General features: G+C 72.9%; 18 protein-coding genes. 5 read left to right on the forward strand and 13 right to left on the reverse strand.

Features of this window, described 5'->3' with window-relative positions; all coding sequences use genetic code 11:
- Nucleotides 1–8: 8 nt before the first annotated feature.
- Nucleotides 9–764 carry a response regulator transcription factor gene (locus VK611_11625; protein HMG41974.1) on the forward strand — a complete coding sequence of 252 codons (756 nt, stop codon included), beginning with the start codon at nucleotides 9–11 and terminating at the stop codon, nucleotides 762–764.
- Here the strand turns inward: VK611_11625 and VK611_11630 are convergent.
- From VK611_11630 to VK611_11680, 11 genes are all read right to left on the reverse strand, one after another.
- A complete protein-coding gene (locus tag VK611_11630) occupies nucleotides 753–2,201 on the reverse strand; it encodes an FAD-dependent monooxygenase (protein ID HMG41975.1) in 1,449 nt (482 codons plus the stop codon). The genes VK611_11625 and VK611_11630 overlap by 12 nt on opposite strands.
- 5 nt (nucleotides 2,202–2,206) lie before the next feature.
- Nucleotides 2,207–3,145: an aromatase/cyclase gene (locus VK611_11635; GenBank protein ID HMG41976.1), complete on the reverse strand. Its 939-nt coding sequence runs from the start codon at nucleotides 3,143–3,145 to the stop codon at nucleotides 2,207–2,209.
- 75 nt (nucleotides 3,146–3,220) lie between these two features.
- Nucleotides 3,221–3,997, reverse strand: coding sequence for a 3-oxoacyl-ACP reductase FabG (gene fabG / locus VK611_11640; GenBank protein HMG41977.1), 777 nt, complete (start codon nucleotides 3,995–3,997; stop codon nucleotides 3,221–3,223).
- Between the two features lie 30 nt (nucleotides 3,998–4,027).
- Nucleotides 4,028–5,404 carry an acetyl-CoA carboxylase biotin carboxylase subunit gene (locus VK611_11645; protein HMG41978.1) on the reverse strand — a complete coding sequence of 459 codons (1,377 nt, stop codon included), beginning with the start codon at nucleotides 5,402–5,404 and terminating at the stop codon, nucleotides 4,028–4,030.
- A 2-nt stretch (nucleotides 5,405–5,406) separates the two neighbouring features.
- Entirely contained in the window at nucleotides 5,407–5,898 is a 492-nt protein-coding gene (locus VK611_11650; protein ID HMG41979.1) for a biotin/lipoyl-containing protein, read from the reverse strand.
- Nucleotides 5,895–7,577, reverse strand: coding sequence for an acetyl-CoA carboxylase carboxyl transferase subunit alpha (accA, locus tag VK611_11655; protein HMG41980.1), 1,683 nt, complete (start codon nucleotides 7,575–7,577; stop codon nucleotides 5,895–5,897). Before accA ends, VK611_11650 begins: the two co-directional genes overlap by 4 nt.
- Nucleotides 7,578–7,586: 9 nt before the next feature.
- Nucleotides 7,587–7,841, reverse strand: coding sequence for an acyl carrier protein (locus VK611_11660; protein HMG41981.1), 255 nt, complete (start codon nucleotides 7,839–7,841; stop codon nucleotides 7,587–7,589).
- A gap of 42 nt (nucleotides 7,842–7,883) precedes the next feature.
- Nucleotides 7,884–9,095: a ketosynthase chain-length factor gene (locus VK611_11665; GenBank protein HMG41982.1), complete on the reverse strand. Its 1,212-nt coding sequence runs from the start codon at nucleotides 9,093–9,095 to the stop codon at nucleotides 7,884–7,886.
- Nucleotides 9,092–10,456, reverse strand: coding sequence for a beta-ketoacyl-[acyl-carrier-protein] synthase family protein (locus VK611_11670; protein HMG41983.1), 1,365 nt, complete (start codon nucleotides 10,454–10,456; stop codon nucleotides 9,092–9,094). The genes VK611_11665 and VK611_11670 overlap by 4 nt, the downstream gene beginning before the upstream one ends.
- On the reverse strand, nucleotides 10,453–10,785 hold the full coding sequence (locus VK611_11675; GenBank protein HMG41984.1) for a TcmI family type II polyketide cyclase: 333 nt from the start codon (nucleotides 10,783–10,785) through the stop codon (nucleotides 10,453–10,455). The genes VK611_11670 and VK611_11675 overlap by 4 nt, the downstream gene beginning before the upstream one ends.
- A 1-nt stretch (nucleotide 10,786) precedes the next feature.
- A complete protein-coding gene (locus VK611_11680) occupies nucleotides 10,787–12,262 on the reverse strand; it encodes an FAD-dependent monooxygenase (GenBank protein HMG41985.1) in 1,476 nt (491 codons plus the stop codon).
- A 198-nt stretch (nucleotides 12,263–12,460) separates the two neighbouring features.
- On the opposite strand from VK611_11680, the gene VK611_11685 reads away from it, so the two are divergent.
- From VK611_11685 to VK611_11700, 4 genes are all read left to right on the forward strand, one after another.
- The gene (locus tag VK611_11685; protein ID HMG41986.1) at nucleotides 12,461–13,960 is read left to right on the forward strand and encodes an MFS transporter; all 1,500 of its coding nucleotides are present in this window, start codon (nucleotides 12,461–12,463) and stop codon (nucleotides 13,958–13,960) included.
- Between the two features lie 10 nt (nucleotides 13,961–13,970).
- Nucleotides 13,971–14,381: a TIGR03618 family F420-dependent PPOX class oxidoreductase gene (locus VK611_11690; protein ID HMG41987.1), complete on the forward strand. Its 411-nt coding sequence runs from the start codon at nucleotides 13,971–13,973 to the stop codon at nucleotides 14,379–14,381.
- A 98-nt stretch (nucleotides 14,382–14,479) separates the two neighbouring features.
- Nucleotides 14,480–15,952, forward strand: a complete 1,473-nt coding sequence (locus VK611_11695) for an FAD-dependent monooxygenase (protein HMG41988.1) — start codon at nucleotides 14,480–14,482, stop codon at nucleotides 15,950–15,952.
- Between the two features lie 204 nt (nucleotides 15,953–16,156).
- The gene (locus VK611_11700) at nucleotides 16,157–16,879 is read left to right on the forward strand and encodes a hypothetical protein (protein HMG41989.1); all 723 of its coding nucleotides are present in this window, start codon (nucleotides 16,157–16,159) and stop codon (nucleotides 16,877–16,879) included.
- 42 nt (nucleotides 16,880–16,921) lie between these two features.
- Here VK611_11700 and VK611_11705 read toward each other — a convergent pair whose 3' ends face one another.
- Both VK611_11705 and VK611_11710 read right to left on the reverse strand, forming a co-directional pair.
- Nucleotides 16,922–17,521 (reverse strand): TetR family transcriptional regulator, encoded by a 600-nt coding sequence (locus VK611_11705; protein HMG41990.1) that lies wholly within the window; start codon nucleotides 17,519–17,521, stop codon nucleotides 16,922–16,924.
- Entirely contained in the window at nucleotides 17,518–19,092 is a 1,575-nt protein-coding gene (locus VK611_11710) for an MDR family MFS transporter (GenBank protein HMG41991.1), read from the reverse strand. Before VK611_11710 ends, VK611_11705 begins: the two co-directional genes overlap by 4 nt.
- Nucleotides 19,093–19,130: the final 38 nt, after the last annotated feature.

Here is a 19,130-nt window from a genome sequence, read left to right on the forward strand (position 1 = left end):
GCGTACTCGTGGTAGAACCCGATGCAGCTTCGGCGGAGACGCTGATCCGTGGACTCGAAAGGCACAACCACGACGCCCAGAGCGTCGGGACGGGAGCCGACGCGCTGCGGGCCTACCACCGCGCCGACCTCCTGCTGCTCGACCTGGAGCTGCCCGACATCGACGGCCTCGAGGTCTGCCGGGGCGTCCGCAGCGCCTGCGACACGCCGATCATCGCCGTGACGAAGCGCGGCAGCGAGCTCGACCGGGTGCTCGGTCTCCAGGCCGGCGCCGACGACTACCTGGTGAAGCCGTACTGGTTCCGTGAGCTGATGGCCCGCATCGACGCGGTGATGCGCCGGGCGGCAGGGCCACGCACCGGCCACGCCGCCGGCCCGGTCGAGCGGGGCCCGCTGCACATCGACCCGGCCCGGCGCGAGGTGCGGCTCCGCGGCCACGTGGTCGGTCTCACCCGCAAGGAGTTCGACCTGCTCGGCCTCCTCGCCTCCCGGCCCGAGGCGGTGTTCTCCCGCCAGGAGCTGGCGCTGCGGGTGTGGGACGGCAACTGCACCGAGTCGAGCCGCACCATCGACACCCACGTCAGCAGCGTGCGCAACAAGCTGGGCTCCGGCACCTGGATCGTCACCGTCCGGGGCGTCGGCTTCCGCTTCGGCGAGGACCGCGCCGCCCTGGTCGACGACGACCCCCACGGCCCGACGCGACCGCTCGACGACATGGCCCGGCGGGCACATCGGCGGCGGGCGCCCATCGGCTCAGCGACGTGACCCGGCGACGGCCGGGGCCCCGAACCAGCGGGTGAGCGCCGCCTCGAGGCCCGCGGCGTCGTCGCCGGAGCCGACCCAGGCCACGTGCCCGTCGGGGCGGACCAGCACCAGGTCACCGGCGTCGAGGCCCGCCACGCCCAGCCCGGGCACCGCCCGGACCCGGTCGCCCCACGGCACGTCGGCGACGTCGACCCCGCACCCGAGAAGCAGGCCGTGGTGTCGGGTCGGATCCCACCAGCTGCAGGGCGGGAGGCGGGTGCCGACGAGCGGGTGGTCGTCCGGGTCGGCCGGGTAGCGGACGTCGACGCCGCTGACCACCGCAGCGAGCTGGTCGCGGGCGGCGGGCAGAGCGAGCAGCTCCCCCAGCACCGCCCGCAGCGGGTCGAGGTCCGCCGAGCCGAGCAGCAGCAGCTCCTGGGCCCGGACGTCGTCCTGCACCGCGGCGCCGACCGGGTGGCGCTCGTCGTGGTAGCTGTCGAGCAGGTCGAGTGCAGTCGAGCCCTGCACCACCGCCGCCAGCTTCCAACCCAGGTTGAAGGCGTCGCCCAGCCCGCTGTTCAGCGCCTGGCCGCCGATCGGCATCTGCCGGTGGGCGGCGTCGCCGGCCAGCAGCACCCGGCCCCGCCGGTACTCGGCAGCCTTCCGGGTGACGTTGTCGAAGGCGTTCAGCCACCGGGGCGTGCCCGACGAGACGTCCTCGCCGGTGACCCGCCTCCAGGCACCGGCCAGCTCCGCGAACGTCGGGTCGCGCCCGGCCGGGGCCCGGCCCGCCTCGTGGACCATCAACCGGGTCACGCCGTCGGGCCGCCGGGCGGCGATCGCGAGCCCGCCCGGCAGCCGCTCGAAGCGCCGGTTCGGTACGTCGATGCCCGCGACGTCGCCCCTCAGCAGCTCGCGGGTCGCGTCCGTACCGGGGAACGCGATCCCCGCGAGCCGCCGGACGGTGCTGTCCTGCCCGTCGCAGCCCACGAGGTACGAGCATCGGAGGGTGCTGGTCCCGTCCGGTGCCGTGACGGTCGCCGCGACGTGGTCGTCGTGCACCTCGAGGGCGACCAGCTCGTGGCGACGGCGGACGACAGCGCCGAGCTGCACCGCCCACGTTCCCAGCAGGGCCTCGGTGTCGGTCTGCGGCACCTTCCAATGACCGGCGTACGGGCTGGCCACGCCACCGACGGCGAGCGGCAGCCCCCCGAAGTGACCCACCTCCTCCCGGGGCGGCCTCACATTGGGCGCCCCGCCCAGCCGCTCCACCAGGCCCCGCTGGTCGAGGATCTCCATCGTGCGGGCGCTCAGCTGCGACGCCCGCGACTCGTCGTGCGGCGAGGCCAGCCGCTCCACCACCACGACGTCGACGCCGCCCAGCCGCAGCTCGCCCGCCAGCAGCAGGCCGACCGGACCGGCCCCGACCACGACGACGTCGGTCGTCAGCTGTCGCACGGAGCTCACCGCCGGCTCTCGGCGTACTCCTTGGCGTGGCCCAGCGTGGCGAGGCTGTTGCCGCTGAGCGCCTTGTGCACGAACTCCTTCGCCTCGGCGACCCCGGCGCCCTCGCCCAGCACCGCCGCCACGTTGGCCTCGTTGATCGCCACCGTGTGCCGCGACGCCGCGACCACCCCGTCGTCGGTGTCGGTGAGCAGCCAGCGGCCGGTGTGCAGCGTCATCAGCGCCGGCACCACCACCTGCTTGTAGACGATCCTCGTGGACGGGAAGCACACCCGCACCGACTTGGTGGTGTGGGTCGACCCGTCCTTCGTCCTCGTGTCCATCTCCAGCACCTGCAGGCCGGGCGTCGGCTCGTCGAGCGCAACCCGGCCCACGTGCGGCAGCCGCTCCTCCCAGCGGTCGGCCTCGTTGAGGAAGTCGTAGACGTCCTTCCCGGCCCCCGCGATCTCGACGGTGTCGTCGAACGTGAGCACCAGGTCGCGGCGGCCGATCGCCAGCTCGGCGTTGGCCTTCAGCGCCGCCAGCTCCGAGGTGCTGTTGCGGTCGACGGCCTGGTCGATCCACTCCAGCTTGGCGGGGTCGTCGTCGACGGCGCGGTAGTCGTGCAGCAGCCGCACCCGCGCCACGTCCTCGGCCTGCGGCTCGACGATCCAGGTGCCGCCCATCGCTCCGACGGGAGGGGTCGACACCTCCTGGCGGAACTCGATGCGGCGCTCGGCCGAGTCGAGCACCCGGCGCGACGTCCACGCCTTGGCCTCGCCGTTGGCGGTGGCCCAGATGCGGATGCGCTCACCGGTGTCGCTGCGCTCCAGCTGCTCGACGTGGATGGTGGGCGGGAACACCTGGGGCCAGTTGGTGACGTCCGCGATGAGGTCGTAGACCTGCGCCGCGGGGGCCTGCACGGTGATCCCGTGCTCGACGTTGCGGGTCTCGGGCATGGTGGCTCCTCTCGTCTCGTCGTTCTGTCTTCGCTGAGCCGGCTATTCCGGGCTCAGCGAAGACAGAACGCTGGTTCAGAAGTTGCCCAGGCCGCCGCAGACGTTGATCGCCTGCGAGGTGACCGAGGCCGCGGTGTCGGAGAGCAGGTAGCCGACCATGCCGGCCACCTCGTCGGGCGTGGAGTACCGGCCGAGCGGGATCTTGGCCTGGAACTGCTCGAGGATCTGGTCCTCGCTGGTCTCGTAGGCCGCGGCGTAGCCCTGCCGCACCCGCTGGGCCATGGGCGTCTCGACGTAGCCGGGGCAGACGGCGTTGACGGTGATGCCGGTCTTGGCCAGCTCGTTGCCGAGCGCCTTGGTGAAGCCGACCACGCCATGCTTCGACGCCGAGTACGGCGCCCCCAGCACCACACCCTGCTTGCCGGCTGTCGAGGCGATGTTGACGATGCGGCCCCACGGCAGCTCCCGCATCCCGCCGATCGACAGGACGTCGCGGCTCATGAGGAAGACGCTGTGGAGGTTGGTGGCGACCACGTCGAACCACAGGTCGTCGGCGATCTCGGCGGTCACCCCGCCGCCGCTGCGCCCGGCGTTGTTGACCAGGACGTCGACCGGTCCGTAGGTGTCGACCGCGGCCTCGACGAAGGCGCGCACCTGCTCGGGGTCGCGGACGTCGCAGGCCACGCCCTGGGCCTCGTGGCCGTCCTCGCGGAGCTCCTTGACGGTGAGGGCGACGTTGTCGGCGTCGCGGGCGCAGAGGAACACCTTGTTCCCCCCGGCGGCGACGAGCTGGGCCACGGCGCGGCCGATCCCGCTGGTGGCCCCGGTGACGAGTGCGACGTGTTGTGGCATGGCTCCTCCTGTGTGGGCAGGTCAGACGGGTCAGGCGGGTCGGGTGACTCGGTGGTTGCGGGCGCGGAGCACCTCGTCGACGATCGACGTGCTGTGCTCCCCGGCCCGGAAGGTCGGGTGGTGGACGACCTCGCGCAGGAAGTCGGTGGTGGTGCGGACGCCGGGGCCGCGCACCCGGAACTCGCCCAGGGCACGGTCCATGCGGTCAAGCGCCTGGTCGCGGTCGGGTGCCCAGACCACGAGCTTGGCGAGCAGCGAGTCGTAGGCGGCCGGCACCCGGTAGCCGGTGAAGCCGTGGGTGTCGACCCGCACGAACGGCCCGCCGGCGGGGACGAACTCCTCGAGCACCCCCGGCGTCGGGGCGAAGTCGCGGTCGGGGTCCTCCACGTTGATGCGGCACTCGACGGCGGCACCCCGGAGGACCACGTCGTCCTGGGAGAGCTTCAGCGGCTCGCCGGCGGCGACGTGCAGCTGCTGGTGCACCAGGTCGACGCCGGTGGCCATCTCGGTGACCGGGTGCTCCACCTGGATCCGGCAGTTGACCTCCATGAAGTAGAACTCGCCCTCCGGGCCGACCAGGAACTCGAACGTGCCGGCGCCCACGTAGCCGGCGGCCCGGGCGCCGTCGACGGCCACCTGCCCCATCTGCTGCACGATCCCGGGCGCCAGGCGGGGCGCCGGCGTCTCCTCCAGCAGCTTCTGGTGACGACGCTGGACCGAGCAGTCGCGCTCGCCCAGGTGCAGCACCGTGCCGTGGGTGTCGGCCAGCACCTGGATCTCCACGTGGCGGGCGGTCTCCAGGTAGCGCTCGACATACACCCGGGGGTCGCCGAACAGGGCCTGCGCCCCCGCCCGGGTCTCCAGGTAGGCGTCGGGGAAGTCGGCGCTGCGCTGCACCATCCGCATGCCCCGACCGCCGCCGCCGGCCGCGGCCTTGATGATCACCGGGTAGCCGACCTCGTCGGCGGTGCGATGGGCCACGTCGACCGACCGCAGCGGCTCCAGGCTCCCCGGCAGCATCGGGAGGCCGGCCCGGGCCATCATCCGGCGGGCCACGGTCTTGTCGCCCAGCTGGGCGGTCACCTCGGGCGGCGGGCCGATGAGCACGATGTCGTTGTCGCGGCAGACCTCGGCGAAGTCCGGGTCCTCGGAGAGGAAGCCGTAGCCGGGGTGGATGGCCTCCGCGCCGGTGCGGCGGGCCGTCTCCACGATGGCCGGGATGTTGAGGTAGCTGCGCTTGGCCGGGGCCGGGCCGATCTGCACCGACTCGTCGGCGTAGGCGACCACCGCCGAGTCGCGGTCCTCGGTGGAGTGGACCGCCACGGTGGAGATGCCCAGCTCCCGGCAGGCCCGGGCGACGCGCAGGGCGATCTCGCCCCGGTTGGCGATCAGGACCTTGCGGAACATGGTCACGTCCCGCCTGCGGCCGTCTCGCCGAGGGCGACGGCGAAGAGGCGGTCGCCGAACTCGACCGGGGCGCCGTCGTCGACCAGCACCTCGACGACGCAGCCGGCCGCGTCGGCCTCGACCGGGATCATCAGCTTCATCGCCTCGATGATCCCGACCTGCTGGCCCTTCACGACCGTGTCACCCACGTCGACGAACGGCGGGGCGCCGGGCTCGGGGGAGCGGTAGAAGACACCGACCGTGGAGGCCGTGAGGTAGGCACGGCCCGGTGGATCGGCCTCGGCGGGCCCCGCCGGGGCGGCGGTCGTGGCCACGTCCTGCTGCTCGGTGGCGACGATCGTCCCGGCGGGGCCCTCCGACGCCCACTCGAGCTCCACGGACACGTCCCCGGCCCGCACCCGCACGGCCCGCGGCCGCGACGGTGCCTGGGCGGCGAGCGCGAGGGCGCTCTCCTGCACCCGCTGCACCAGCGACGCCAGGGCCTCGTCGGTCATGCGACGGCCGAGGTGCCGAAGGCCCGGAACCGGGCGTGGCGGCGGGCGACGAGAGCCGGGGCATCCAACGCGGACAACCGGTCGATCGCCGCCGCGATCGCGGCGTGGACCCGACGGGCCGCCAGGGCGTGGTCGGTCTGGCTGCCGCCCTCCGGCTCCCGGACCACGCCGTCGACGATGCCGAGCCGCAGCAGCTGCCGGGCGTCGACCCGCAGCGCCGCCGCCGCGGTGGGCGCCATACCGGCGTCGTTCCACAGGATCGACGCGCAGCCCTCGGGGCTGATCACCGAGTAGACGCCGTTGGAGCAGATCAGCACCTCGTCGGCCACGGCCAGCGCCAGTGCGCCGCCGCTGCCGCCCTCGCCGGTCACCAGCGTCACCACCGGCACCGGGAGGCCGGCCATCAGCCGGATGCTCTCGGCGATGGCGAGGGCCTGCCCCCGCTCCTCGGCCTCGACGCCCGGGTGGGCGCCCGGCGTGTCGACGAAGGTGACGACGGGCAGGCCCAGCTTGGCAGCCAGCCGCATGAGCCGCGACGCCTTGCGGTAGCCGCCGGGGGCGGCCATCCCGAAGTTGCGGGCGCTCAGCTCGCCGATGGTGTGGCCCTTCTGGTGGCCCATCACCATCACCGGCCGGCCGTCGAGCCGGGCGACGCCGCCGACGATGGCGGGGCAGTCGTCGCCCACCCGGTCGCCCCGCAGCTCCTCGAAGTCGTCGAACACCCGGTTGACGAAGTCGAGGGTGGTGGGGCGGTCGATGTCGCGGGCCCGCTGCACGGTCTTCCAGGCGTCGACGTCGGCCAGCTGGTCGGGGTCGCGCACCACGGCGTCGACGTCCCCGCCGCCCGGCGCCGCGGCGGCCACGGCGGGAGATGCAGTGGCCAGCAGCCGGGACAGGCAGGCGCGCAGGCCGCTGCGCTCGCGGATGATGTCGACCAGGCCGCGCTCGGCCAGGAACTCGGCGGTCTGGAACCCGGGCGGCAGCGTGCTGCGGATCGTCTGCTGGATCACCCGGGGGCCGGCGAAGCCGAGGCGGGCCCGGGGCTCGCACACGATCACGTCGCACAGCGTCGAGAACGACGCCGCCACGCCCCCGTACGTGGGGTCGGTGACCAGCGAGATCGTGAGGATGCCGGCGTCGCCGAGCTGGCCGATCGCCTGGCTGGTCTTCGCCATCTGCATCAGCGAGATGGCGCCCTCCTGCATGCGGGCGCCACCCGACGCCGACACGATCAGCAGCGGCGTCCGCTCGGCGAGGGCGTGCTCGGCGGCCCGGGTGATGGCCTCGCCGACGGCGGCACCGAGCGACCCGCCGAGGAACCGGAAGTCCATCACCGCGCACACGACGGGGTGCCCGTCGACGGCGCCGCGGGCGATCACCACCCCCTCCTCCAGCCCGGTGGCGGCGCGGGCCTCGGCCAGGCGCACGGTGTAGGGCTTGGTGTCGGTGAAGCCGAGCACGTCGACGCTGCGGCCCGACACGTCGAGCTCCTGCGGCGCCTCGTCGAGCAGCTGCTCCAGCCGCTGGTGGGCGGTGAGCCGGTGGTGCTCGCCGCAGTCCGGGCAGACGTGCAGGTTGCGGGCCAGGCGCTTGGCGTAGATCATCCCCCGGCAGCCGGGGCACACCACCCAGTCGGTGTCCTCCGGGGCACCGGTGCCCCGCGTCATCGTGACGGCCACGACGGCGACCTAGGCGTTCGCCAGCGCGAGCAGCTCGCGTGGCGTCCGGGCGGCGGTGGTGGCGTCGTCGTCGAGCTCGACGCCGTACTCGTGGGTGATCTGCGCGGCGGTCTCCAGGAGCGCCAGCGAGTCGTAGCCGAGCAGCTCGAACTCGGTGTCGAGGATGTCGGCGTCGAGGTCGACGCCCTCCTCCTCGCCGGCGCACTCCCGCAGGATGCGGCGCAGGTCGTCGAGCGTGATCTGTTGAATGCGTTGGTCGGTCATCGCGATCTCCTCGTCGGGGGGACTGGATCGGGGGATCAGGGTTCAGTCGGCGGAGCGGACGACCACGGCGGCGTTGAACCCGCCCTGGCCGCGGGCGACGACGAGCGCGGTCCGCACCGGCAGCGGGCGGGGTTCGCCCACCACCAGGTCGAGCCCGTAGTCGGGCACGGGGGTGACGTTGATCGTCGGGGGGACGACGCCGTCGCGGATCGCCAGCAGGGCGGCCACCACGTCGAGGGGCGCGGCACCGGACGTCAGTCGCCCGGTCATGGTCTTGGGGGCGGTGACGGGGACGCCGCCCGGGCCGAACAGGCCGGCGAGGGCGTCGGCCTCCACCCGGTCGAGGTCGGGGAGGCCGGCGGCGTCGGCGAACACCACGTCGACGTCGGCCGGGGCGACGCCGGCGTCGTCGAGCGCCAGCCGCAGCGCCCGCGCCAGTCCGGACGGCCCGCGCTTGCCGGGGGCCGGGTCGAAGGTGGCGCCGTAGCCGGCCAGCTCGCCGTAGACCCGGGGTGCGCCCCGCTCGCGGGCCGAGCCGGCGTCCTCCAGGATCAGCAGGGCGCCGCCCTCGGCGGGCACGTGGCCCCGGGCGTCGGCGTCGAACGGCAGGTAGGCGTGGTCGGGGTCGTCGCTGGTGCTGAGCCGGCCGCCGGCGATCTCGCCCACCCAGCCCCACGGGCAGACGTTGGCGTCGACGCCGCCGGACACGATCAGCCGGCTGTCCTTGCGGATGAGCCGCCGGGCCTGGGCCAGCGCGTCGAGCCCGCCGGCGCCGTCGCCCACCAGCACGCCGCTGGGGCCGCGCATGCCGTGGCGGATCGAGATCTGCCCGGTGTTCACGGCGTAGAACCAGGCGAACGACTGGTAGGCGCTCACGTGCTGGCTGCCCTTGCTCCACAGGTTCTGCAGCTCGCCCTGGCCGAACTCGAAGCCGCCCGCCGAGCTGGCGGTGACCACGCCCATGTCGAACTCGGGCAGGTCCTCGGGCCGCACGCCCGCGTCGGCCAACGCCCAGTCGGCGGCGACCAGCGCCAGCCGGGTCACGTGGTCGGTCTGGGGGATGAGCCGGCTGGGCAGGTGGTCGCGGGGCGCGAAGTCGGGCACCTCGCCGGCGAGGCGCACCGGGTACGGCGTCGGGTCGAAGCGGGTCACCCGACCGATGCCGTTGCGTCCGTGGCAGGTCGCGTCCCACCAGTCGTCGGTGCCGAGCCCGTTGGGCGCGGTCACCCCCACGCCCGTCACGACCACCGTCATGCTGTTGCTTCCCGCTCTTGCTGCTCCGCAGCGGGCCGCTCGGGCCACGCTCGCTCTTCGCCGGGCCTCGCTCGGCGAGCCTCGCTACGGACGGACGCTCGGTCAGCACCCGCCTGCGTGAGGACCATGGCGCTCTGGAAGCCGCCGAAGCCGCTGCCGACCGTGAGCACCGTGTCGGTGCGCCACTCGCGGGCGGTGAGCGGCACGTAGTCGAGGTCGCACTCGGGATCGGGGGAGTGGAGGTTGGCGGTGGGCGGCACCACGTCGTGGGTCATGGCCAGCACCGACGCCGCGATCTCGATCGACCCGATCGCCCCCAGCGAGTGGCCGACCATCGACTTGATCGAGCTCACCGGGACGCGGCGGGCGTGGTCGCCCAGGCTGCGCTTGAACGCCGCCGTCTCGTGGCGGTCGTTCTGCTTGGTGCCCGAACCGTGGGCGTTGACGTAGTCGACCGCCTCGGGCGCCAGCCGGGCCTCGGCCAGCGCGGTGGTGATGGCCTCGGCCATCTCCCGCCCGTCGGGCCGCAGGCCGGTCATGTGGAAGGCGTTGCAGCGGGAGGCGAAGCCGGCGATCTCGGCGTAGACGTGGGCGCCGCGGGCCTGGGCTGCCTCCAGCGACTCGAGCACGAACACGGCCGCGCCCTCGCCCAGCACGAAGCCGTTGCGGGTGCTGTCGAACGGCCGGGAGGCGTGCTCGGGCTCGTCGTTGCGGGGCGTGGTGGCCTTGATGGCGTCGAAGCAGGCCATCGTGATCGGCGAGATCGGCGCGTCGGACGCCCCGGCGATCATCACGTCGGCCGACCCCTCGCGGATCAGCTCACAGGCGTGGCCGACCGCGTCGAGCCCGGACGTGCAGCCGGTCGACACCACGGTGACCGGCCCCTCCGCGCCCACTGCCCACGCCACCTCGGCGGCGAACGAGCTGGGCACCAGGTAGCCGTACAGGTGGGGCACCGCGTACTCGTGGTCGACGAGCTCGAGGCGACCGTCGTCGCTGACCACCCGGTACTCCTCCTCCAGGCCCATCGTCGCCCCGACGGCGCTGCCGATGGTGACGCCGGTGCGCTGCGGGTCGAGGTCGGACGGGGTCAGGTCGCTGCTCTCCAGCGCCTCCCGGGTCGCCACCACGGCCAGCTGCGCGGCGCGGTCCATGCGGCGGATCTCCTGCGGGGACAGCCCGTGGGCCGCGGGGTCGAAGTCGATCTCGGCGGCGACCCGCGAGCGGAAGGGCGAGGGGTCGAAGAACGTGATGCCCCGGGTGGCGGTGCGGCCGTCGCTGAGCAGGCTCCAGAACTCCTTGGTCCCGATGCCGCCCGGCGCGAGCACGCCGATGCCGGTGATGACGACGCGCCTGGTCATGTGGGTTCAGCCCTCCAGTGGTAGAAGCGGGTGGCCATGGCGTCGGCCGGGCTGCGCCAGGTGGCGGGGTCGTAGGCGTCGATGTGCGCCTTCAACGCCTCGCTGATGCCGACGAAGAGCGGGTGGGTCCGGGTCGCCTGGATGGTCTCGCCACCGTCGTCGGTGTCGAAGTCCTGCAGGTGGAAGTAGAGGCCCTGGTAGTGGAAGAGCTGGCGCCGCCGGGTGCCCATCACGTCGGGCATCTCGGTGGCGTCGAACTCGGCGAAGAGCTTGGCGACGTCGTCGGCCGAGCCGGGCTGCATGCGGGCGACGATGAGCGTGCTGTGCATGTCAGGCTCCTTCCGCCGGGCCGAACCAGCGGGTGAGGGCGTCGGTGAGGCTCCCGGCGTCGGGCCCGTCGGGCGCCAGCCAGGCGACGTAGCCGTCGGGCCGCACCAGCAGGGCGTCGAGCGGCGACTCGCAGTCGTGCTGGCGGGCGGCCACGGTGTCGACGCGGCCGACCCAGGGAGCGGCGGCGGCACGCAGCTCGGGATCGTCGACCAGGTCGAGCAGCACCCCGCGCCCGGCGTGGAGGAGCTCGTAGTTGGAGGTCTTCTCGTCGCCCACCACCAGGTCCTGGTTCGGCAGGCGGTAGCCGAGCAGCGGGTGGTCGCCGGGGCCGACGTCGTAGCGGATGTCGAGCCCGCTGACCATGCCCACGAGCTGCCGCTTCACGTCGTCCTGGACCATCAGCTCGGTGAAGACGTCGCGCAGCGGCTGCATCTCCTCGCCGGTGAGGTAGAGCGAGCCCTGGGCCTGGGAGTTGGTGAGCACCTGGGCGCCGACGGGGTGGCGCTCGCGGTGGTAGGTGTCGAGCAGCCCGGGCGGGGCGTGGCCGTGGATCTCGGCGGCCAGCTTCCAGCCCAGGTTGGCGGCGTCCTGCACGCCGACGCTGAGGCCCTGGCCGCCGGCGGGCAGGTGGACGTGGGCGGCGTCGCCCGCCAGGAGCACTCGCCCCCGGCGGTACTCGCTCGCCTGGCGGGCGGTGTCGCCGAAGGCGCTGACCCAGAGAGCCGACCCGCCGTGGATGTCCTCGCCGGTGAGGCGCTCCCAGGCGTCGGCCAGCTCGTCGTAGCTCAGGCCGTCGGACCGGTTGCGCGGCGGCGTGCCGATCTCGCAGACGATGATGCGGTCGACGCCGTCGCCCAGCGGCGCGGCCATCACCATCCCGCCCGGCACCCGTTCGCCGGTGAAGCGGGGCCGCAGGTCCTGGCCCACGACGTCGGCCAGGTACATCTCGCGGGTGGCGTCGGTGCCGGGGAAGTCGATGCCGGCGAGGCGGCGGATCGTGCTGCGGCCGCCGTCGCAGCCGACCAGCCAGCGGGCCCGGAGGCTGCTCCGACCGTCGGGCGTCTCGACGGCGATCTCGACCCGCTCGCCGTCGTCGGCGATCCCGACCACCTCGTGCCGGCGGCGGATCTCGGTGCCGAGCTCGGTGGCCCAGTCGTGCAGCACCGCCTCGGTGACCGACTGGGGCACGCCCCGGGCGCCGAAGTGGCCGCCCTCGACCACCGAGTAGTCGAGCGGGAGGCCGCCGAAGTGGCCCATCGGGCTGGTTTCCAGCTCACCGAAGCGGGGCAGGAGGCCCCGTTGGTCGAAGACCTCCATGGCCCGGGCGGTGAAGCCGAGGCCGCGTGACTGGCCGGTCGGTGCGGCGAGGCGTTCGACCGCGATCGTCGCCACTCCGGCGAGGCGGAGCTCCCCCGCCAGCATCAGCCCGGTCGGCCCCGCTCCTACGACGATGACGTCTGCATCCAGCGTGTCCATTTGCCCTCTTTCGACGACTGCTTTCCAGTAGTCCCGAGGGCCACCCATGGCGTCAATAGACGCCGTTACAAGCTTTGGACAAGTTCTTTCAGGGTCGCGTCAAGTGCCGGAGCCCGTTGACAAACGGAATGCCCTTCCACTTATCATGGGCACACACGGAAGAGGAATCCTGTTCCGCCTGCCTGCGAGGAGCCCGCCATGACGTCCCCCGACACGGTCGACCTGACCGACCCGTCCGCCTCCCCGTCGGCGCCACCCACGGCCGCCCGCAGCTCGGGCCTGATCCTGGCGTTCCTGTGCGTCGCCCAGTTCATGGTCTTCCTCGACGTGTCGATCGTGAACGTCGCCCTGCCGTCGATCCAGCGCAGCCTCGGCTTCGCCGAGTCCGACCTGCAGTACATCGTCACCGCCTACGGCACCGTGCTCGGCGGGTTCCTCCTGCTCGGCGGGCGCCTGGCCGACACCCTCGGGCGCCGGCGCCTGCTCCAGACGGGCCTCGTGGTGTTCGCCGGAACCTCGCTGATCGCCGGCCTGGCGCAGGACGACACCGTGCTCATCGTGGCCCGCGGCTTCCAGGGGCTCGGCTCGGCGCTCATCGCCCCCGCCGCCCTCAGCACGCTGACCACGGTGTTCCGGGAGGGCGCCGAGCGCAACAAGGCGCTGGGCATCTGGGGGTCGCTGGCCGGCATCGCCTCGGTCTGCGGCGTGCTCTTCGGCGGGCTGCTCACCGAGGGCCCGGGCTGGCGCTGGATCTTCTTCATCAACGTGCCGATCGGCCTGGTCGCCGCGGTGCTGGCGCCCTCGGTGCTGCCGGAGAGCCGTGACGAATCGCGCCGCGGCAACTTCGACTTCCTTGGCGCCGGGCTGCTCACCGGCGGCCTGCTGCTGCTCATCTACACGATCAACGAGGCCGTCAACGTGGGCTGGGACACCAACCGGACCATCGGCAGCCTCGTCGCCGCCGGCGTCCTGCTGGTGACGTTCGTGCTGGTCGAGCTGCGGGCCCGCTCCCCGCTCATGCCGCTCGGCATCTTCCGGCGCTCCACCCTGCGCACCGCCAACATCGCCACCCTGTTCCTGTTCGGGTCGACGGTCACGCTGTTCTTCTTCGCCAGCCTCTACATGCAGCAGGTTCTCGACTACTCGGCGCTCGAGACGGGCCTCGCCTACCTGCCGCTGGCGATCGTCGTGTCGGTCGGTGCCGGTGTCGCCTCCGGCCTGGTCACCAAGGTGGCGGCCAAGCCCGTGCTGGCCACCGGCCTGCTGCTCAGCGCCACCGGGCTGCTGATGCTGTCCCAGGTCCCCACCGACGCCGACTACCTGCAGCACCTGCTGCCGGCCTTCCTGGTGGTCGGGGCGGGGCTGGGGCTGTCGTTCGTCCCGCTGCAGATCGCCGCCTTCGTGGGGGTCGAGGAGCGCGAGTCGGGCCTGGCCGCGGGCCTCATCAACACCAGCCAGGAGACCGGCGGGGCGCTGGGTGTGGCGATCGTGTCGACCATCGCCTTCACCCGCATCGACGACCTGATGGCCAAGGCCGGGGGCGATCCCGCCGCCCTGATCCCCGCCCAGGCGAGCGGATTCCACCAGGCGTTCTTCGTCGGCGCCTGCTTCGCCGCCGCCTCGCTGGCCCTCGCGGTGGCGCTGCTGCCGTGGATGGGCGCCGAGCAGCGGGCCGAGTCGCCTGCGGTCGCGGCGTAGGGGCCCGGCGATGTCCCGCCAACCCACCCGACCCGCCCTGTCCCCCTCGCCCGAGGCCGAAGCGTTCCTGCAGGAGCGGCACCTGGGCACGATCACCACCTTCCGGCCCGACGGCTCGCCCCACGTGGTGGCGGTGCGCTTCACGTGGGACCCGTCGTCCGGCCTCGCCCGGGTGATGACCGTCGCGTCGTCGCGGAAGGCCCGCAACCTGGTGGCGCAGCCAGGCAGCCGGGCCGCCGTCTGCCAGGTGGCCGGGAACCGCTGGATCACCCTCGAGGGCCCGGCCGTGGTGTCCGACGACCCGTCGCGCGACGCCGCCGGGGCCCGGGCGTACGCCGAGCGCTACTGGTCGCCGCCCCCGGCGCTGCCCAACCGGGTGGTGGTCGAGATCGCGGTCGACCGGGTGATGGGACTGTTCTGACACTCCCATGAAGAGGTTTGTCGAAAGCTTGTATTTCGCTCCATTGACTTGGCTCCGGGTCGTCATGAGGCTGGAACCACCCCGTCGAAAGAGGCCAAATGGAACAGCTGGATGCTGACGTAATCGTCGTAGGTGCCGGGCCGACGGGGCTGATGCTCGCCGGTGAGCTGCGGCTGGCCGGCGTGACGGCGATCGTCGTCGACCGGCTCACCGAGCCGATGCAGCAGTCGCGGGCGCTGGGGTTCTCGGCCCGCACGATCGAGGAGTTCGACCAGCGGGGCCTGCTGACCCGCTTCCCCGAGTTCGACACCATCCCCATCGGCCACTTCGGCGGCCTCCCCATCGACTACCGGATCGTCGAAGGCGGCTCGTACGGGGCACGGGGTGTGCCGCAGTCGCTCACCGAGGCGATCCTGGCCGGGTGGGCCGCCGGCCTGGGCGCCGAGGTCCGCCGGGGCCGGGAGGTCACCGGCATCGAGGTGGGCGACGACCACGTCGAGCTCGCCGTGGCGACGCCCGACGGTCCCCAGACGCTCCGGGCCGGCTGGCTGGTCGGCTGCGACGGTGGGCGCAGCGTCGTGCGCAAGCAGGCCGGCATCGACTTCCCCGGCACCGATCCCGTGATCGAGATGTGGCTGGCCGACGTGCGCGGCGTGCCGCTGCGGCCCCGCTTCGCCGGCGAGCGGGTGCCGGGCGGGATGGTGATGGTGCTGCCGATGGGCCCGGAGATCAGCCGGGTGGTGGTCTACGAGCGGGCCACCGGGCTGCGCGGCACCAGCGAGCCGCCCACCTTCCCCGAGGTGGCCGCGGCCTGGGAGCGCCTCACCGGCGAGGACATCCACGGGGCCACCCCGCTCTGGGTCAGCTTCTTCACCGACTCGAGCCGGCAGGCCGCCGAGTACCGCCGGGGACGGGTGTTCCTGGCCGGCGATGCCGCCCACGTCCACCTGCCGATCGGCGGCCAGGGCATGAGCGCCGGGGTGCAGGACGCCGTCAACCTGGCGTGGAAGCTCGCCGCCGAGATCCACGGGTACGCGCCGCCGGGCCTGCTCGACAGTTACCACACCGAACGTCACCCGGCAGGGGCCCGGGTGGTGGCCAACACCCTGGCCCAGCGGATCGTGTACCTGGGCAGCGACGAGATGGATCCCCTGCGGCTCGTCCTGGGGGAGCTCCTGGAGCACGACGACGTCAAGCGCCACCTCGTGGGCATGGTGACCGGCCTCGACATCCGCTTCGACGTCGGCCCTGGCACGCATCCTCTGCTCGGACGCCGCCTGCCCGATGTCGGCCTGGTGGTCGACGGCGCCGAGAAGTCGTCGGTGTACGAGCTGCTGCACCTGGCCCGGGGCGTGCTGCTCGACCTGCGCGACGACGCCGACCTGCGCTTCGCCGCCGCGCCGTGGGCCGACCGGGTCGACACCGTCACCGCGGCCCTCACCGACGACGGCACCGTGCTCGACGGGGTCGACGCCGTGCTGGTGCGACCGGACGGCTACGTCGCCTGGATCGCCCCCGACGAGGAGGGCGCCGAGGTCACCGACGCCCTCGCCCACTGGTTCGGCCCTTAAGGGCGTGTCCTGTGGATCCGGTGTGCGGATCTCCGAGTCAGGGGCGTCGCTCGGCGTGCCGGGACGACGCAGGAACCCACCAGGGTTTCAATGTCGGCACGGTGCGGCGAGCGGCGTCATCTGGCCGGAGAGACGTGCGCCATGATCCGCAGGACACGCCCTCCATCACCGCGAATCCCCGACGGACAGCTGGAGGAGAACCACATGCCCACCATCTCTGCCGAGGACGGCTACCTCACCGTCCTCAACCTGTTCCTGACCGACACCCCCGAGCGGCAGGGCCACCTGCTGGGGGCGATGCGCGACATCGTCGACACCGCGGCGTTCCCCGGCTGGATCTCCAGCACCGTGCACAGCGGCCAGCAGCGGCTCGGCACCGCCAACTTCATCCAGTGGCGCAGCCAGGAGGACCTCGAGGCCCGCTACTCCGAGGACGTCTTCAAGCACCGCACGATGCCGCTGTTCACCGAGATCACCACGTCGATCCGGCTGCTGCAGACCCGGTGCGCCGCCACCTACCGGCGTTCCGACCAGGGCGACGTCACCGAGATCTCGCCCACCCGTGACGACTACGCGGCCATCGAGATCTTCCAGGTGCCCGACGACGGACACGAGGAGTTGGTCGCCACGCTGGTCGACGCCGAGGGCTGGCTGCCGGACACCCCGGGCTGGCGGACGCACACCGTGCTGCAGGGCATCGGGGCCCGGAACCTCGACGGCGCCTTCGTCGTGAGCTACTCGCAGTGGGACGACAAGGACTCCTACGACGCCTACCGGGCACTGCCCGAGGCCGACCAACCGGTGGCGATGCAGAAGGCCCGGTCCCGGATCGAGGCGCTGCCGACCAGCACGTTCTGGAACACCTACCGGGTCGTCCACACCCGTTCGGCCGGCCAGCAGTCGGTCAGCGCGGCGTCGCTGGCGTGACCTGAGCGACGTCGGCCGCACCGCCACCGTCACCACCTTCGCCTAGCCGGGCGGTGGCGGTAGGCCCGAGGCGAGGTGGACGAAGACCTCGTCGATGAGGACGGCGAGGCCCGACGGGTCGTCGTGGCCCTGCCAGATCGACATCGCGACGCGGGTGGCGGCCAGGGCGGCGCCGACGACCGTCGCCGGGTAGGTGTCGCGCTCCGGGTCGAGGCCGAGGCGCCGGCCGACCTCCTCCACCAGGTCCCGCTCGGTCTCCGCCAGGCGGGCGGCGTAGCGGCTGGCCAGGCCCGGGTGGTCCTGCACCAGCCGGCGGCGGATCGTCCAGCGGTCGGGGTCCTCCTGCAGGCGCTCCACCGACGCCTGCAGCGCCTGTCGCAGCGCCTCGAGGGGCGGCTCGTCGGCAGGCCGGGCGTGGAGGTACTCGGCGACGGGTGGCCGCAGCGCCGGCGACATGCCGATGATGGCGTCCTCCTTCGACGAGAAGTAGTTGAAGAAGGTGCGGGGCGACACACCGGCGGCCTCGGCGATCGCCTCGACCGACACCTTGTCGACGCCGTGGCGGCCGGCCAGCCGGAGGGCGGCGTCCTGCAGCGCCGCCCGGGTCTCCGCCTTCTTCCGCTCCCGGAGTCCGTTGCTCATTCGTGGACAAGGCTGCCATGCCGGGCATCGCCGGAGGCGGTTCGCAACGGCGTCTCCCGCAGGAGCCACGACAGCGCGAAGCCGGCGACGATGACGGGGACGGAGAGCAGGAACACGCCGGGGATGGCGTCGGCGAAGGCGGAGGCGAGCTGCGCCTGCTCGGCCGCCGGCAGCTCCCGCATCTGCTCGGGCGTCAGGCCCAGCGCCGAGGCATCGCCCAGGAGGTTGGTCAGCCGGGCGCTGACCATCGACCCGAACACCGCGACGCCCACGGAGCCCCCGACGGAACGGAAGAAGTTGACGGTCGACGTGGCGACGCCGAGGTCCTCCAGCGGCGCCTCGTTCTGGCTGGAGACGATCAGGACCTGCATCACCAGACCGATCCCGATGCCGACCACCACCATGTAGCTGGCCGACTGCAGGCGGGAGCTGTCGACGCCGAGCGTGGACAGCAGGAACATGCCGAGGCTGGCGACCGCCATGCCGGCGATGGGGAAGGCGCGGTAGCGGCCGGTGCGGCTGACCACCTGCCCGACCACCATCGAGGCGCTGATCAGCCCGATCATCAGCGGCACGAGCAGCAGGCCCGAGTTGCTGGCGGACGCCCCGTTGGCGACCTGCAGGAACGTGGGCAGGTAGGTCGTGGCGCCGAACATGGGGATGCCGACCACGAAGCTGAGCGCACAGGCGACGCTGACCGTGCGCAGGCGGAACAGGCGCAGCGGCAGCGCCGGCTCGGCGACCCGGCGCTCGACGAAGATCAGCGCCGCGACCAGCACGATCACGCCGGCGCCCAGCCCCAGGATCGTGGGAGAGAGCCACCCGTAGTCGTTGCCGCCCCACGTCGTGAGCAGCACGAGGGCGGTGATCGCCGCCGACAGGAGGGCGGTGCCGGCCCAGTCGATCGTGACGTTCCGGCGACGGCTGTTGGCGGGCAGGGTGGCGCTCGTGACCAGCAGGGCGACGATGCCGACCGGCACGTTCACGTAGAACACCCAGCGCCACGACAGGTGGTCGGTGAAGAAGCCGCCGAGCAGGGGGCCGATGACGGTGGCCATGCCGAAGACGGCGCCGAAGTAGCCCTGGTAGCGGCCGCGCTCCCGGGGGCTGACGACGTCCGCGATGATCGCCTGCGCCAGCACGATGAGCCCGCCGGCGCCCATGCCCTGCACGGCGCGGAAGACGATCAGCTGCCCGATCGTCCCGGCCACCCCGCAGAGGACGCTGCCGACGAGGAAGACTGTGATGGCGATCTGGAACAGGGTCTTGCGCCCGAAGAGGTCGCCGAACTTGCCGTACAGCGGGGTGACGACGGTCTGCGCCAGCAGGTAGGAGGTGACGACCCAGGACAGCCGGTCGAGTCCCCCGAGGTCGCCGACGATGGTGGGCAGCGCGGTGGCGACGATGGTGGCGTCGAGCGCGGCGAGCATCATCCCGAGCATCAGCCCGGAGAACACCAGCAGCACCCGCCGGTGCTCGAGCTGGCGCTCCTGTGCCCCGTCCGCTCCCTCCGCTGCGAGTACCTCGCCGTCGGTCGACTCCAGGGTCACGCTGCTCTCGGTCGCCGTCATCGCTTTATTGCATATCACGCAACTTTGCAGTCCATGTA

It is taken from the genome of Acidimicrobiales bacterium, assembly GCA_035316325.1.
Taxonomy (GTDB): domain Bacteria; phylum Actinomycetota; class Acidimicrobiia; order Acidimicrobiales; family VFJN01; genus DASXTK01.